A 15,713-nucleotide genomic window follows, 5' to 3' on the forward strand; every position below is an offset into this window, starting at 1 on the left:
CAGTAGTTCATTTACTAGAGTTGGTTGTTTGAACAGTGTCCTTATAACTAAAGGCCGACAGCTAGAGTTGAAGATCGCAGTACAATCATGGTCTCGCTATATTGAATTGGTATGAATCTGAATGGCCCTACGGGGGTCGCCTCTTGCCACATCTGATTGAGTGGACACGGGTGTGGTTCTACGCGACTAGTCCGATTTTGTTTGCGGTCATAGCCATCAAATTGATGGAGCAGTAATAGCACCACGAGTTCCGCCGTTTCGCCTTGTAGCGTGCGTACCAGATAAAAATTTCCTGTGGGATACGAGATGTTTTGAGGAGAACTTGGCTTAAGGGTCAAAATGTGTGTCTGGTTCGGCGTGTCGCTGGGATTGGATTTGGCCTTTTTGGATGCCGATTGAGTGGGTGTACTCGGTGTCGATACCGTTGTCGTAGAGGGCTGGTCGTCCTGTTTCGTGGTCGGCTTGGTTCTCTGTGTGGGTCAGGATGGATACTTTGGCGAGTTGGTCCTGGCCCCAGTGGGACTGCTTGGCGATGCGTAGTGGCTCGTCGGGCAGTTCTGCTTTTAGATAGAGCCGCCACTCGAGCATTCGGCGTTGGCGTTCTCCGCGTCGTCCGCGGTTTGTTCTCGCTAGTAATTTCAACTGGGGGTTGATTCCGCCTTCGAGACTATTGGTGGTGGCTTATATTCGTGAGTATCAACGACTCCTTCAGGCGGGGTGAGGTAGACAAGCAGCAGGTCGCTACGCCAGGCTGTTGTAGGCCTTGCGCACGTTTGCATGGGCCAACGTATGCGTTCAATGGACTGTTTGGGGTCTTTGACGAGGGTCTTTTCCTCTAACCAGGTGCGGTAGACCGAGGCGAATCCATTCAGTTGTGCGCCCCATTGGCTGGCTTAGTCGATAGTGGTAATGCGTGTGAGTTTGGGTGCCAGTTGGTAGATGGGGCGCCCAGCATCAGTACGTGGACGTGAGGTGGTATAGCGGCGTATCACACGCTGAGCATGCACCAGGCAGCGTTGGATGACAGTGGTAGGCCAGCACTGTTTGATGGCGCTAGCAGCTCCTTGCTCGCCGTCAATGACGGCGATTGAAGGCGCTGATATTCGTTCCAATAACTGTGTGTAGGCATGGGTGGTTTCGCGCTTGCACCAGTGGCAGGCAATGACGTGGTCTAGGGTGCCGGCCACGATTAAGCATCTGCTGGCGGTGTAGGTGCCGTCGATAAAGACTTGGTCATAGATCCGCCCGGTATGACCGACGATGAGGTCGAGAACATCTACAAGCCAGCACCAGCTAAAGCGTCGTTTCGTTGTTGAAGCACGGACACCATTTTGTGTAGCCAAAGCTTCCAGTGAAGTTGTGGAGATGCAATGTTCGATGAACTGGCTCAATGCGGCAGCTTTGGTGACATCTGGTCGGCTTTTATTGACTGAAACTCCGCAGGCCTTACACCGCCTTCGGGTAGTTCCTTTGCATTTGGTATCGCCGCCGCAGTGGCAACGTGGTCGATCCTTTGGCATTGGGCCACCAGACCACCGCCTACTACCACGGGTTGGCTACCACATCGTGGATTTCGCATCTGAAGCTCAGATATACGCCCGCGAAGCATATATCCTGCGAAACCCTACAGGTCAGAATCTAAAAATACCTGATCTTAGGCATGCATTGTGACCCTCAACCCCCGTTTTATTCGAACAGCGTAAAGAGAGCGTCAAGGGAATTTTGGTATCAGTGGTAAAGCGCACTAGCAGTCAGTTAGCGCGTGTAGGTGCCATTCCGGTGCATTGAACGAAAAACGGCCCTACTAAGGAGCAGTGCACCGCCAAAGCGATATTCCAATGTGTCAACTCGAATGCATGCTTACAAACTAGACACGCCTTCTGCTCAAAAGACGGAGGAATGTCCGAACGCTGGTCAAGCATTTATGGTTTGCATGTAGTGGAATCCGCGCAAATATAGTGCTCTAATGCGAGGAGATTTAGCAAGTAATGGGGACACATTGGATACAGCGCAGAAAGGGATTTCTAAAAAAGTTACAAGCTATACAGAATATCCCTGAGGAACTTTGAGATGACGTGTAACATTTTAACGAAAGCTGAAGAACTATAAATAGTGCCACTGTGGTACTTTCAAGGATTAGCCAGTCAATTTTAACCTTGAGAAGAGGACCAATGAAGATACGAAAAATTTGCGGTGTAATAGTCGCGCTCGCCATCGGGGTATCAGGGGTGCCAATTGCACAGGCAGCCCCTTCTTTACCATCGTTACCTCAACAAGCGCCGACGCTTCCCCCGTTGCCGCAAATGCCACCGCTTCCCCCGTTGCCGCAAATGCCACCGCTTCCAGCGGCACCAATAAACCTCCAACCAAAGCCTCAAGTGAACCAAAACGTTCGGGAAACCTATCTGAGCTTTGGCGACTCCGTAGCGGCCAACCCTACAGCACTAGACGTGGCGGTATACAAGACTAAAAAGAACGTCCCGAATCTTGAGTGGCCAACCATTCGCAATGGCTCCTGCGCACAGGATCCTAACAACTTTGCAGTTCAGGCTGCGAAGCGTACTGGCCTGCGCCTAGAGGACTATTCTTGTCCGGGAGCGACTGCATACGTCGAACCGCACGGAAATGATGCAATCCCACATGACACAGTTCGTCAGCAGGTTGAGCGAGCAATAGCGGATCGTAAGCTCGATGCGAATACGCGGCTGGTGACTATCAGTGCTGGAGTTAACGACACTTACCAGCCAAATAACTTGCCATCAATGACTACACAGCCCCAACGAATGGCTCGTTACGATGCGGCAATGACAGGTGCTATTAACCGTGTGAAAAGCGTCGCCCCCAACGCAAAAGTAATTCTTCTGGGAATCCCAGATGAAACAGATGGGCACAATCATACGTGTGGCTCCAATCTTCTAGGGGTTACCAGTCACTGGTATTTCCCACTTGTGGCCTATTACCAAGATGAAGTGCGAGAACAGCAACGATTGGCCGCTCTGCATACGGGAAGTGAGTTTCTGGATATGGTCGCCGAGATTTCCGTTCAAAGTGGCAAGAATGGGTGCTCTAATGATCCTGGACGTTATGGTGCCTCGATCTTTGACGATTCACCGCATAAGTTGGCCGGGCATCTCACTGATGCCGGGCACGGATATTATGGTAGGCGTATTGCCGAAACTTATCGCTAAGGCATCCAAATGGGTCAACAGGCAGGTGATGGAAATAGCCACTAATTCCTGTCTATGACTTTTACTAGAAGAGACGGCAATTTCGTCATTGACACAGAAAGAACGACGATATGACTCCTGAGTTTGTATTCACACTGGTCCAGAACTATCCGCTCACGACGCCGCTGGTTCATCTAACCGGTACATTGCGTTTAGACAATTTCTTGGACAGAACCTTGAATGCATGGCCGAGCATTCAACAAGTACTTCAATTATTCTAGAAGTACGCCTTCAAGAGCCATTTAACGTAGCTGTACAAATTCCTATCTGTAAGTCCAACAAGGACTTCAATCCGAGACGTATTACTGCGATGTGAATTCAAAGAAGGAGCTAATCTAGATGACTGGCACTATCACCAACGCCTCGAAAAATGACAATAACTCAACTTGTTTGGCGGAATTGCCAGGACCCAAGGTTTACCCGTTTGTCGGAACTGCATATTCGGTTGACCCTAATAACATTGTACAATCCGCAACTAAGCTTGCTAAAGAACATGGGCGATTTTATCGACAGGTAATCCCTGGGACAGAGCCTTTCTATGTAGTGAGCTCCTTCGCACTGGTGGATGAACTATCGGATGAATCCCGATTCCATAAATTAGTCCACCCTGCTCTGCAAGTAGTGCGTAATTTTGCGGGGAATGGACTGTTTACTTCTGAATATGATGATCCGGAGTGGGGCAAAGCCCACCGTATTCTCATGCCGGCGTTCAACCCGTTAGCGTTGCGGAGTATGTATGGTCAAATGACGGACATTGCGGACCAGTTAATGCTTAAGTGGTCCAGAAATTCTTCAGGAGCGGCAGTTGACGTTGCTAATGATTTCACTCGTTTGACTCTCGATACGATCGCGCTATGCTCGTTCAGCTATCGGTTTAACTCGTTTTACACCGAAGGTTTCCACCCGTTTGTCAATGCAATGGCAAGAGGCCTACATCATGCAGGCCGAAAGGCTCACGCACTTGAAATTCAAAAAAAGCTTGACTTTATTGGTCAACACCGATTCCAGGGGGACATTAAAACCATGGAAAATACGGTGGATGAGTTGATTTCAGAGCGGCGTCGGAATCCCAGCGCTGAGGGTGATGAAGATGTTCTCGACGTGATGATGAATGCTGAAGATCCGTCGACTGGTGAAAAGCTAAGCGATGAGAACCTTCGTTATCAGCTCATTACTTTTCTGATTGCAGGCCACGAGACTACCTCAGGACTTCTAAGTTTTGTGGTGTATGAGTTAATCAAGAATCCGGAAGTCCTTCAGAAAGCTCGAAAATTAACAGACAAGGTTTTGAATGGCCGCTTTCCTAAGTATGAAGATCTTAAAAATCTGGGATACATAGACCAGATCTTACGTGAAGGCTTGCGACTATACCCGACGGCACCAGCATATGCTGTGACACCTTATGAAACCACCACAATCGGCGAAAATGGAGGAACGGCTGGCGACCCTGTAACTGTTAATCCAGGCGACACTCTTCTTGTCCTTTTGGGACACATGCATCGTGATCCGGCTGTGTGGGATAGTCCTGAGGAATTTAGACCGGAGAGGTTTGAATTTGAGAGTGCAAAGAAAATTCCGCACAACGCCTGGAAGCCGTTTGGCAACGGCGAGCGATCCTGCTTAGGCCGTGCATTCGCCATGCAGGAAGCGACAATGGTTCTTGCTTTAATTATCCAACACTTCGATCTTGAATTCGCTGATCCTTCATACGAACTTACCATGTTGGATGGACTCACTTCGAAACCGAAAGATCTATTGGTCAACATCGCTCCGCGAGAAAAGTTCCCGTACCGGGGTCGAGGCGGGGAGTCTGAGACCGAAGCAGGTGGGTCGATTTCCGGCGAGGAAAAGTTTGACAAGGTTGCGGTTGCCGAGCCAAACGGGCATAAGCTGCGGCTATTCGTCGGATCCAATGCTGGGACTTCTCGGAATCATGCGAAAAAACTGGAAGCGTTCGCTAATTCGCAAGGTTTTGAAACGGAGGTGGCTGACCTCGATGATGCAGTTGATGACCTGCACTCTGGAGACGTAGTAATAATTGCTACCAGCTCTTATGAGGGATTGCCGCCGGAGAATGCGAAGTCTTTTTTCAAGTGGCTGACCACTGGGGACTGTCCTGACTTAGGTGAAGTAAGCTTTGCCGTAATTGGTAGTGGTAATTCCGAATGGGCGGAAACGTTCCAACGCGTGCCGTCAGTCATCGATCAGGCTATGGAAGCGGCGGGGGCTAACCGGCTCGTCGATAGGGGAGCTGTAGATGTTCGCGGAGACTACCTCTCGGATTTCGCGGACTGGGAAAAGCAGCTTTGGCAGGCTATTGGAGATCATCTTTCGGTAGAAATTGACAGCCAAGACGAAGCGAATTCTGTTCATATCCAGTACATGAGCGAAGGTCGAGCAGATGCCTTGTCGACCGATTCGGAGAGCGAATTTTTTGAGGCCGTAGTTCAAAGAGTTGTCAGGCTTTCAACCGCCGCAGATGGACCGATCAATGATAAGTACCGGGTGGATATAGAGCTACCTCAAGAAGTTAAGTATTCTACAGGTGACTATCTTGAAGTACTACCGCGAAATCCAGAGGTTTCAGTAAATCGAGTTTTGGATCGATTTAGACTGTCAAGCGAGGCCCGCATAAAGCTGAACGGCAAATCTACGATTCTTCCAGTCGGCCAAGTGATGACTCTTACTGAACTGCTTACTAACTACGTTGAGCTTGCAACTCCAGTTAGTAAACAGCACATCGGCATCCTACAACGCAACTGTGTGTGCCCCCCGGAAAAGAAGGAATTGGAAATGCTCCTTGAACCGGCCACTTATGCTCAGTTGTTGAAGAATAGGACCTCATTGATAGACCTCCTTGAGAAGTATTCATCAATTGATTTGAGCTTTGAAGAGTATTTGTCCCTCCTTGAGCCACTGAAGCCCCGCCGCTACTCTATTTCCTCCTCCTCGTTGGCGTCTACGAATCGGGTGTCCCTTACCTTCTCTAGGCTAGAGTCTCCAGCTTGGTCTGGAAGTGGAGTTTTTTCCGGTGTTGCCTCTAACTATCTAGCTGGACTAAAACCAGGGGCAAAGGTTTGCGTTTCCGTTGTTGGTGGAAACCCCCACTTCCGCGCCGATGAGGTAGACAAACCAGTGGTGATGATCGGTGCGGGTACAGGGATCGCACCTTTGAGGGCGTTCATCGAGGAACGCGCGATTGAATCACGGAATAGTACGCGTGCTGTGGAACCTGTACTACTCTTTTTCGGATGCCACGGACCAGATTCGGATTACTTGTATCGTGAAGAATTGGAAGTCTGGGAGAAAGACGGTCTAGTCGACGTTAGGACAGCCTTTTCTAGGCATCCAGAAATGAATTCTTCCCAAAATGAGGTGAAGTACGTCCAAGACAAAGTATACGAGAATCGTCACGAGGTAATGGACTATATTTCCAGGGGCGCGAGGGTCCTAGTTTGCGGAGATGCGACCAAGGTTGCGCCCTCGGTGCGTGAAGTCATGCGAGCGATTGTTGGGGAACATCTCAACCTAGATGAAAGCGCTGCCGCCGCTGCAGTTGGAAAGATGGAACGAGAATCGTTTACCTATGTCACTGATGCATTTTCATAAAATTGCAACTAAGTCATTTAAGCCGTGAAAGGAAAATAATGTCAAAATATACACTGCAACCGAACACTCAGCATGGTGTTCCTAGGAAGGAAGTTGTTCGTCAGTTCCTTTACTTTCTTAACGTCATTCGGAAAAACAATATCTTTGAGTTCGGTTCGGCACGGGAAGTAAGGTCCGACTTTGAGACTATTCGACGGTTTGGGACGTTGGAGAGTGGCGCATTGGCGAATACCGCACGCCGTCATCCTGAACGTCTGGGCCTAGTTGATGATGACGGCGAGCTAACGTTTGGTGAGTGCTTCGAGCAAGTGACTCGACTAGCAACCGGACTTCTCAAAAACGGGGTGGAGGACGGAAGCAATGTAGCCGTCATGGCGCTAAACGGGCGTGCAGCAATATTCCCGCTTTGCGCACGTCAGATGGCCGGCTACCATATTTTTATGATTAACGCCAATAGCTCTGGCCCCCAGATCGAGCGCGTGCTTGAGTTCCATGAAGTTAAAACACTCGTCGTGGACCAATGCTTCTATGAAAGGCTTACTGAGACTACTAAGAAGACCTGTCAGATCATTATTGGTCACGTGGAGGATAGCTCCTCCCTCCCTGAGGGTGTCCTTACTATGGAGGGAGTCATAGAAGCCGGCAGTCCTAATTTGAACCTCCTGCCCAAAAAGCCTACGAAGTCTCAGCATGTCGTGATGACCTCGGGTACCACAGGAATGCCGAAGGGAGTTGTACGCCGCCAGCTTAAGTCGCCTCAGGGTATTGGACCGATTTTGGGCGCTATCCCATGGCGCCGAGATATGTCTGTCCTTCTTACAGGCGTACTATTTCACTTCTACGGCTGGGGTAATATGCTGTTGTGCTTATTTACCGGTTCGACGATCATTACTCAACGCAATTTCGATTCAGCGAAAGCACTTGAACAAGTGGAACGGTATGGTGTGGATGCGTGGATCAGCTCCGCCTCTCGGCTTCGCGGGATGATAGGTTATTTGGATAAGAACGGTATTGACCGCGTGCCTGGCCTTGAGTTTGTAACGTCCTCGGGTAGCCCCCTCACCCCTTACGAGGTGCAAAAAGTAAATCAAAAGTTCGGCCCCATTTTCCACAATTGCTACGGTTCCACTGAAACTTCTGGTCTTGCGATTTCGGCAGCCGAAGACTTGGCGGCAGACCCAACGTTGACTGGTACTATTCACCCAGGCTCAATGATTGAGATACGAAACGATGACGGTCAAGTGGTTCCCGACGGCGAAGTAGGGGAGATTTTCGCCGGTGCCTACGACATGTTTGCCGGATATACCGATCCATCAATTGATATTAAAACTCAAAATGGGCTACTGCGTATGGGTGATCGCGGCTATAAGAAGGGAAATAAGCTATACGTGGGCGGGCGTGCGGACGACCTAGTAATTACGCAGTATGGTGAGAAGATTTTCCCTTCTGAGCTAGAGGACTTACTGATCCGAGACAGTCGTGTCGCAGAGGTACATGTACACGGCGTTCAAGATCCTGACTTTGGCCAGGCTCTCCGTGCCTACATCATTCGGGAAGACGGCGTGAATTCGGAGGAGCTTACAGAAGATGAAGTTCGCCGGCTAGTCCGCGAGGGCTTGTCCGACGCGCACACTCCTCGCGACGTGTTTTTCGTTACTGATCTTCCTCGCAACCCAATGGGTAAGGTTATACGCCCTGAGCTTCCTGGCAAGTCGACAGCCTAGAGAGTTCAATTCGTCTGTGTAGGATGAGATTTTTCTAAGCCTATTCTCCCCTCTGCTTGCCTTCTGATATGAACTGGTCCCCAAAAGTTGGGCTGGTTTAATTCTAGGTGGTTAAACGTTCAAGGGCTTGATTCCGATAGTGCATCGGGGTCAGGCCCTTTAGTCGTGGTTGGATGGGTTCGGTTTTGTACCACTGGATGTAATCTTCGATAGCATGGGTGAGTTCCTCGACGTTGCTAAAATCTTCTCCGTGGTACATCTCGGTTTTAAGTGTCCGAAAGGTTGACCATTACTGCGTTGTCGTCACAGTTGGCTTTACGCGACACTGACTGAACACCGCCGTTGTCGTGAATCAAAGTACGCCAGGTCGACTGCTGGTATTGGAAGCCTTGGTATAGGTGTGCATCACCCACCCAGGCTTCGGCGCACAAGCCGCAATCGCTTTTGTCAATGAATTTGGCGATAAACTCTATCGACGGTGATGGCGACACGGTGTGAGCGACAATACAGCGGTCGAAGAGATCCATTACCGGTGACAAATACACTTTGCGGCCTGCAACCCTAAACTCGGCAACCGCACGCTTTGAAGGCCTTTCACAAGACATAGCTTGCCATGGAGCAAGACTCGACCAAACAAAACAAGGACTGGATCAACGCGAACACCAACATGTTGAGCTGCAGCCTAGTAACCATAACTCGGGCCGCCAATTCTCCCGCTGCGCCACTGACAACGAACTACGTGCGCGAATACAACTGCTCCCCACTAGAGTAGGTAATTGATTTCTCAGGCGAAGTAATGGGGAGCAGTACAATACGGAAAGGCTGGGGGCTTCAGTTGGGAATACTTCTGAATGCCCGGGTGGTGGAAAATTATATAGTGGGGTCACTCTACATCCAGCTAAAACTACGAGCAATCTAGCAAGTTGCTCAAATTTTTCGAGATGCCGCCAAGATTAACCAGAGCGACTAAACTACACTTCTTCAACATAACTGAGTGGGGACCGTTCCTCGACGGGGGATTCGGTGGATTTCTCTTTCGACTGCTATCCACTGGTTGTTAAATTGAACAATTCATTGCTTAAAGGGGTATTTTTGACCCCGTACTCATATCACTATATGAGAAAGCCTAGAACGCTTGGGGCTAAGCATCAATCAACGCCGATGCAAGCTGCTACTCTGAAAAGCCCTGAAATGCCCGCATCCCCAAACGTTCTATCTTCTTTGCTTTGTGACGAAGTAGGCTGCCGTTTTTGAGAAGAACTCCCTTTTCATGTTTAGCTTAGCTACTTCTTTACGGGGTACGTCAAGTTTGGCGTGCTTGTCAATATCCAGGTCTCGCTAACTTGGCTGTCCATCGCTAGAGGAGGACCTCTGAGACCCGAGTTGGTTGATTGGTGTAGACTTCGTGAAGCTAGGCACCGTAAAATCCTTTCTCGCCTGGCTACACGAATGCCGCGGCCGCATTAACGCGTTTTGTAAACAGTCACCGCAACCAAAGGTCTCCGGCAGACGCATGAACGACCAGATAACCGCGCTCGGTGTTTACAATCTGAGGAAATCACGAGCCTCCGAACTACCTAAGGCTCGAATTGCTCGACTGTCTAGGCCAGTAGCCACTGAAATTTTCAACTGCTCCGCTCGGGCAGGAGGTTAGCGAACCTTGCGGGCGATTTCTTGTGCCATGTGTTGTTGGCCTAATGCGGTGGGATGAGCGATTAGATTGCCCTCGGGAAGCCCGTGGAAGTTGGAGTTTCGTTGATGCGGCGGTTTGCACCAACCTTCATCGTCATTTGGGGGGCTGATGTAAGTCGTGTGTGACTCCAAAGCTGCCTGTTTAAGCGTATAGTTCACCTTAGTGAGAAAGCTTTCAATGTATCGTCGATCGCTTAGGGAGAGAAAGCCACTTTCTGGGCACGTGTGCTCTGGGGTCGCGGCTGTGTAGTAACCTGTGAAGAATATTTGGGCTGCCGGTGCGCGTCTCTTTACATCGTTGGCTATATCGATCAGTCGCTGTTTAAGATTCCTGCCAGTGAAATCGGGGTTGTAGATACTTCCATCTGTTACAGGCTCGGCGAGGGGCGCGCACTCGGGTAGTCCGGGAATTTGAACGTGGGGTGCGCAACTAGCAAAAAGGGCGGCTAGGCCTGCGTCGTTTCCCCCGAGACTAATGGTGACTATTTTTGTGTCGGGGGTGAGATGTTGCTTCTGAGGACTTGGAGCGGTGAGAGGCAGAGCGTGATGTTGAGGGTTGTCATATTGGTAGGTAAACGCCCAAGCGCAGGTGGCATCGTCGAGCTGGAGGTTGAGGAGCTCAGCTAGTCGGTGGGGGTAGTTGTCTCGGTCCCTGACGCAGGCCGGGGTGCTCCCCGGAGCAGGCCGTGTGATTGTGCCCGTGGAGGCGTAGGAGTCCCCGAGTGCTACGTATTTGTCTCCTGGTCGGAGGGCTTGAGCGGAGGGTGCTAGGGCCGTGGTTGTAAGTATTGCGGTTAAAAGTGCGGCAGTGATTCTTTGGGCGTGCAAGAGTCTATCCAATGTACTAGGGAAGAAAAGCCTAGGCCTTTGATTGTTTACTCGGAACTGGCGGCATGGGGCTATTTTGCAATGTTTCGCCCAATGAAACGGCCATATTCGTGTGTGCCGTGGGCATTGAGGTGGAAAGGCAGGTTTCCTGGTGCTGGTGGCATGATGTCGACGAGATTTACCCACCATCGGTCTGGGGAGCAGGCGTCGTGTCCTTGGGACATCGGCCATGCGTCGAGGAAGGTAGCGTTGTTTTGTTGCGTGACTTCACGGAGTGTGTTTTGGAGGCGCTGTTCGGTGCCAGCGGTATTACCGGCTGGGATGGGTAGTGGGTTTGATGACCCCAAGCCACTGTTGTAGCAGGACATGTTATTGAAAGATACATGTGGGTAGCCGACAACAGTGACTTTAGCATTTGGAGCATGGCGATGTGCTACGTTAATGGCGTTACGCAGACCGCTTCGGATTGCGCGTTCCGAAGCAGCAACATCAGACCCGTATGGGTATGTATCGTTGGCGCCTGCGACAATGACTACGTTTTTGGTCTGTGGGTTGAGATCGCCGCGTTGTGCGGCAGTTCGAAGCGTGTCTTCAATGTGTATACCGCCAGTTGCGAAAGAGGCGCCTGCGCATTGGTACTGATCCACGTGGGCGCCCCCAGAAGCGATGGCTATTTCATTGGCAATGGAGCCGTCGGTGACGCAGCCTACTCCGGTATTTGTCTTGACTTTGGCTTTATTTTGCAAGAAATCGGTGAGCGTTGGGTTTGCTACCACGCTGTCTCCGGTGAGGACAGTGTTGCCTGCTACTGCGGCTGTTGCAGTGATATTTCCGGCCATGAGAGCTGCGGCTGCGATGGAAGTTGCAACCATTTTAGTGTGGAGTCGCATTCTTAGGTTCTTCCTGGGATTGTCGTCTGGTTAACGCTTTTGAAGTTCGCTGGTGATGATTCTGGCCATTCCGTCGTGTCCGATATCTGTCGGGTGCATAGGCATGACGGAAGGTGCCGCTTGAGTTTTCAACGCTACAGTCCAACGCTGAGTGGCGTCAGGTTGGCAAGTGTCGTGGGTCTTGGCCTGGTCATAGAGGTTGATGAAGTTGGCTCCTAAAGCTTGTGCTGCGCGTCCGATTTCACGGTTGAATTCGGCTTCCGCATTAGTAGCACCTGGGAAGGAGATAGGCACAACTCTGATGCCATCGTTAATCGCGCACAGCGTGTCATTTACAGTCATTGGCAGGTAGTTGACCATAGTGATCCGCGCTTTGGGGGCAACTCGGCGGATTTTGCCGAACTCTAAGCCAAGCAGCGCTCGATAGTTGGATCCTTTAGGAATGTTTGGGAGGGTGGAGTTGGCTAGGGCATCTATGTGAGTGTCTGGCTGAAGGCCCCCATACATGAAAACGACTTCTTTAGTGTTGAGTCCGATATTGCCGGTACGAATAGCGTCATTTACGTAGGCGTCGACCGAGTAGCTGGTCCCGTTACAGGAATAATCTGCGAGGGTGTAATGGAAGTTATCGGCGGTTTGATGCGCCCAGTTCCGTTTGTCATTAAAGCAGGGGTGGAATTGGATGTAGGGCTTGTAGGGGCTTGTAGATGCGCGGCTACCAGGTGCTCCGCCGTTGGCGGTAATAGAATCACCGAAGGTAACCATTTCCTGCCCTTGGCTTGCGTTGGCAGTTTGGGCGAGGGAGAAACTCGCGGTGAGGGCGATGAAGCCGGCAGCTATCCTGTTTTTTATATTTTTCATGGTCTTAGGGATCGGGAACAATAGGAGTGTGTGAGGTTTGCTCATCACCCCGACAAACGTAGTGCTTATACAGAGAATATCCAACTCTGAGGGGCAGTAATTCCTGTTATGGGGGGTGAAAATTGGTAGCCGTGTGAGCTTAGAGGCTCTTGAATCCGAGTCTGTGAAAGTATCATTTTTCCGTTTGTGACAAGTGCGAGTTTCCCGGCCTAAGTGTTTTGAAACAGTAACGCGTGAATAGGCGCTGATGCACCGGTGTATATTTAACTAGCAGAGGGAATAGGTAGGGAATAGGTGCAACGGGAGTGCGCGAACGCTATGAAATACTGCAACGTCGCGTATAGAAAACCGGTTTTCCGCTGACTTGCAACCGTCGTCCGAAACGATGGCCGTACGGCCACTGACAGCCAGTCAGAGGAGGGGGAATTAAAGAGCGGCTCAAACGCATCGCATTGGGGAGGAGATCGACAGGGAAGACTGTCCGAATGGTGCCTCCCCTCGAAAACGCGATTGTCTAACGACTTGATCCAGTTCGACATGTAGTAGAGTTTTGGAAAAGAAAACTGGTTAAAGTCGACAATCTTCTACGTCCATGCTGTACTAACCGATTGCTTCGCTTTTCATAAGATCTGAAAGAACCTATGGCCTAGCAATAGGCGCCCAACCTGTAGCACGCCAATCAAGAGGACGTTTTCCCTAAAACTAGATGATAAAAGATTGCGGGTGGGAGGCGCATGCCTAAACTAGTGCCGTGCTGCAGGAGCTTTCAATATCACTAGCATGTGGTAAGGTGCCGAGTGTTAAATGGGGGGTTAACCGCCCAAAACACTGCCTAGTGCGCTGAGATCCAGTTCGGAAGACTGAAAGTCGTTCAGTAGCTCGGAAGAGCCAGTCTCGTTGAGGAAATTCGAGGAACCCAAGTCGCCGAAAGAGGAACCGCCAACCTCAAGGTTAACCTCTTCTGGGTAAGTCGGAGACGACATTGGTGGAAGCTCCGGGAGGTTTACTTCCGGCAAAGATATGTTCGGGAGCTTAATTTCTGGGAAGTTTCCTCCAGAAATGTGAACTAGAAGGTCTTTAATGGGACCAGAAACGATTTCGTTGATTTGAAGCAGTACGGCCATAGCCATTCCTTCAATCGTGGGGATAGTACTGGGTGGTACGTTCACAGGTGTTACAAAAGGGTGCAACAGTTACGTCTCATATGTTTTTGCGTCAGTACAGGTTCCGAGAAGCTACGTGGGCTGCTTCTTAGTGGCATTCAAGCCGGACATAGGTGTTGGATCTGGATGGGGGGCATTGGCCTGTCGCTTGGCATCAAATAATCATTAAATAAACGATCCTTAAATTATTCGTTTACTGGGGTTTCGGGGAGTTGTAAATCCTGCGTAACTAGCCCAATCTAGAGCCGAGTTCGTCGCTCCATAAGCTTGCGTGGGTTGTGATCCGCGACTATACAGGGGCCCATGTTCGCTATTGAGAATCCAAGCACAGGCAAGAGTGAAGACAAGTTTGAACGCATCGATGATTCGCAGCGCGATGACATCCTAGACCGTTCCACCGCGGCCTACGATGCATGGCGTAGTACTCGCATCGAGGAGCGTGCCGCGGTTTTGTCCCGCGCTGCAGACCTTTATGAAGAGCGCATCGATGAGTTGGCAGACCACATCGGTCGTGAAATGGGCAAGCTGACCCGTTGGGCGAAGGCTGAAGTGCAGATTGTTGCCGATATCTATCGCTACTATGCCGAGCATGCGCACGAGCTGCTCGCAGATGAGTACCTGCCGGCTCAGAACGCGCACAAGACCGTGGTACGCAAGGAGCCGATTGGCCCATTGTTGGGCATTATGCCGTGGAACTTCCCGTACTACCAGGTAGCCCGCTTCGCAGCTCCTAACCTGCTGCTGGGTAACACCATCGTGCTCAAGCACGCTTCCATCTGTCCGCTGTCTTCCCAGGCATGTCAGGACATCTTGGAAGAAGCTGGTCTGCCGAAGGATGCGTATATTAACATTTATGCTTCCGGTTCCCAGATGGATGCTTTTGTAGCGGATAAGCGCATCAAGGGCGTTTCTTTGACCGGCTCCGAGGGTGCAGGCTCTGCCGTTGCTAAGACCGCTGGTGAAAATTACAAGAAGTCCGTGCTGGAGCTGGGTGGCAATGACCCATTCCTGGTTATCGATGATGAAAATCTGGAGTGGGTACTGGATCAGTTCAACCTGATTCGCATGTACAACACCGGCCAGGCCTGCAATGCACCGAAGCGCCTTATCGTTCTTGAGGACTTCTACGATCGCACCGTTGAGTACCTCGAAAAGAAGATCGGGGACATGAAGGTCGGCACTTATGATGACGAGAATGCCGACATTGGTCCGCTGTCTTCCATCGGCGCCCGCGATGAGATTGTGGAGCGCCTCGAAAAGGCTGCGGCCAACGGCGACGCCAAGATTCGCGTAGGCGGCAAGAAGATCGATCGCGAGGGCGCCTACATGGAGCCTGCCCTGCTTACCGACGTCGACCCATCCGCCGACGTAGGCTGCAACGAGATCTTCGGCCCAGTGGCGATTGTGTACAAGGCCAAGGACGTCGAAGAGGCCATCGAGATTGCCAATAACTCTGAGTACGGTCTGTCTAGCTCCGTGTGGGGCACTGACTTGGATGCTGCGTTTGAAGTAGCCAACCAGCTCAACGATGGCATGACGTTTGTTAACGAGGCGTCGGTAACCGCAGCAGGCCTGCCATTCGGCGGCGTGAATCGCTCCGGCTATGGCCGCGAGTTGGCGCGCTGGGGCGTAGGCGAGTTCGTCAACGAGCACCTGTACCGCGTGAGCGGACAGGATAATCCGGGTAATTCCCCGGCAATGTAGCGGCGTGTCTGTCTA

General features: G+C 50.9%; 9 protein-coding genes and 1 pseudogene. 4 read left to right on the forward strand and 6 right to left on the reverse strand.

The window, feature by feature from the left end; all coding sequences use genetic code 11:
- Nucleotides 1–327: 327 nt before the first annotated feature.
- A pseudogene (locus tag QP990_RS00240) lies at nt 328–1,520 on the reverse strand (IS1249 family transposase).
- An 858-nt stretch (nt 1,521–2,378) separates the two neighbouring features.
- Between QP990_RS00240 and QP990_RS00245 the strand changes: the two are divergent.
- From QP990_RS00245 to QP990_RS00255, 3 genes are all read left to right on the forward strand, one after another.
- Nucleotides 2,379–3,188 carry a GDSL-type esterase/lipase family protein gene (locus QP990_RS00245; protein ID WP_198010439.1) on the forward strand — a complete coding sequence of 270 codons (810 nt, stop codon included), beginning with the start codon at nt 2,379–2,381 and terminating at the stop codon, nt 3,186–3,188.
- Between the two features lie 378 nt (nt 3,189–3,566).
- Nucleotides 3,567–6,836, forward strand: coding sequence for a cytochrome P450 (locus QP990_RS00250; protein WP_023020073.1), 3,270 nt, complete (start codon nt 3,567–3,569; stop codon nt 6,834–6,836).
- Nucleotides 6,837–6,874: 38 nt separating this feature from the next.
- Nucleotides 6,875–8,560: an AMP-binding protein gene (locus QP990_RS00255; RefSeq protein ID WP_023020072.1), complete on the forward strand. Its 1,686-nt coding sequence runs from the start codon at nt 6,875–6,877 to the stop codon at nt 8,558–8,560.
- A gap of 103 nt (nt 8,561–8,663) precedes the next feature.
- Here QP990_RS00255 and QP990_RS00260 read toward each other — a convergent pair whose 3' ends face one another.
- From QP990_RS00260 to QP990_RS00275, 5 genes are all read right to left on the reverse strand, one after another.
- The gene (locus QP990_RS00260; protein WP_023020071.1) at nt 8,664–8,819 is read right to left on the reverse strand and encodes an IS3 family transposase; all 156 of its coding nucleotides are present in this window, start codon (nt 8,817–8,819) and stop codon (nt 8,664–8,666) included.
- A 1,391-nt stretch (nt 8,820–10,210) separates the two neighbouring features.
- Complete coding sequence (locus tag QP990_RS12290; RefSeq protein ID WP_084278981.1) at nt 10,211–11,269, reverse strand: SGNH/GDSL hydrolase family protein; 1,059 nt, start codon at nt 11,267–11,269, stop codon at nt 10,211–10,213.
- On the reverse strand, nt 11,152–11,952 hold the full coding sequence (locus tag QP990_RS00265) for a GDSL-type esterase/lipase family protein (protein WP_232212561.1): 801 nt from the start codon (nt 11,950–11,952) through the stop codon (nt 11,152–11,154). Before QP990_RS00265 ends, QP990_RS12290 begins: the two co-directional genes overlap by 118 nt.
- Nucleotides 11,953–12,000: 48 nt before the next feature.
- Nucleotides 12,001–12,831, reverse strand: coding sequence for a GDSL-type esterase/lipase family protein (locus QP990_RS00270; protein WP_198010438.1), 831 nt, complete (start codon nt 12,829–12,831; stop codon nt 12,001–12,003).
- A gap of 812 nt (nt 12,832–13,643) precedes the next feature.
- Nucleotides 13,644–13,955 carry a hypothetical protein gene (locus QP990_RS00275; RefSeq protein ID WP_023020065.1) on the reverse strand — a complete coding sequence of 104 codons (312 nt, stop codon included), beginning with the start codon at nt 13,953–13,955 and terminating at the stop codon, nt 13,644–13,646.
- 342 nt (nt 13,956–14,297) lie between these two features.
- Between QP990_RS00275 and QP990_RS00280 the strand changes: the two genes are divergently transcribed.
- On the forward strand, nt 14,298–15,698 hold the full coding sequence (locus tag QP990_RS00280) for an NAD-dependent succinate-semialdehyde dehydrogenase (protein WP_023020064.1): 1,401 nt from the start codon (nt 14,298–14,300) through the stop codon (nt 15,696–15,698).
- The last annotated feature ends 15 nt before the right edge of the window (nt 15,699–15,713 follow it).

The organism is Corynebacterium sp. MSK071 (assembly GCF_030232125.1).
Taxonomy (GTDB): Bacteria; Actinomycetota; Actinomycetes; order Mycobacteriales; family Mycobacteriaceae; genus Corynebacterium; species Corynebacterium kefirresidentii.

What these genes read in the sequence shown, in the direction of transcription:
- QP990_RS12290 (WP_084278981.1), bottom strand. Translation starts at nt 11,269, where the DNA reads ATGGTGGGTAAATCTCGTCGACATCATGCCACCAGCACCAGGAAACCT.
- QP990_RS00280 (WP_023020064.1), top strand. Translation starts at nt 14,298, where the DNA reads ATGTTCGCTATTGAGAATCCAAGCACAGGCAAGAGTGAAGACAAGTTT.
- QP990_RS00250 (WP_023020073.1), top strand. Translation starts at nt 3,567, where the DNA reads ATGACTGGCACTATCACCAACGCCTCGAAAAATGACAATAACTCAACT.
- QP990_RS00255 (WP_023020072.1), top strand. Translation starts at nt 6,875, where the DNA reads ATGTCAAAATATACACTGCAACCGAACACTCAGCATGGTGTTCCTAGG.
- QP990_RS00265 (WP_232212561.1), bottom strand. Translation starts at nt 11,952, where the DNA reads ATGGTTGCAACTTCCATCGCAGCCGCAGCTCTCATGGCCGGAAATATC.
- QP990_RS00260 (WP_023020071.1), bottom strand. Translation starts at nt 8,819, where the DNA reads ATGTACCACGGAGAAGATTTTAGCAACGTCGAGGAACTCACCCATGCT.
- QP990_RS00275 (WP_023020065.1), bottom strand. Translation starts at nt 13,955, where the DNA reads ATGGCCGTACTGCTTCAAATCAACGAAATCGTTTCTGGTCCCATTAAA.
- QP990_RS00270 (WP_198010438.1), bottom strand. Translation starts at nt 12,831, where the DNA reads ATGAAAAATATAAAAAACAGGATAGCTGCCGGCTTCATCGCCCTCACC.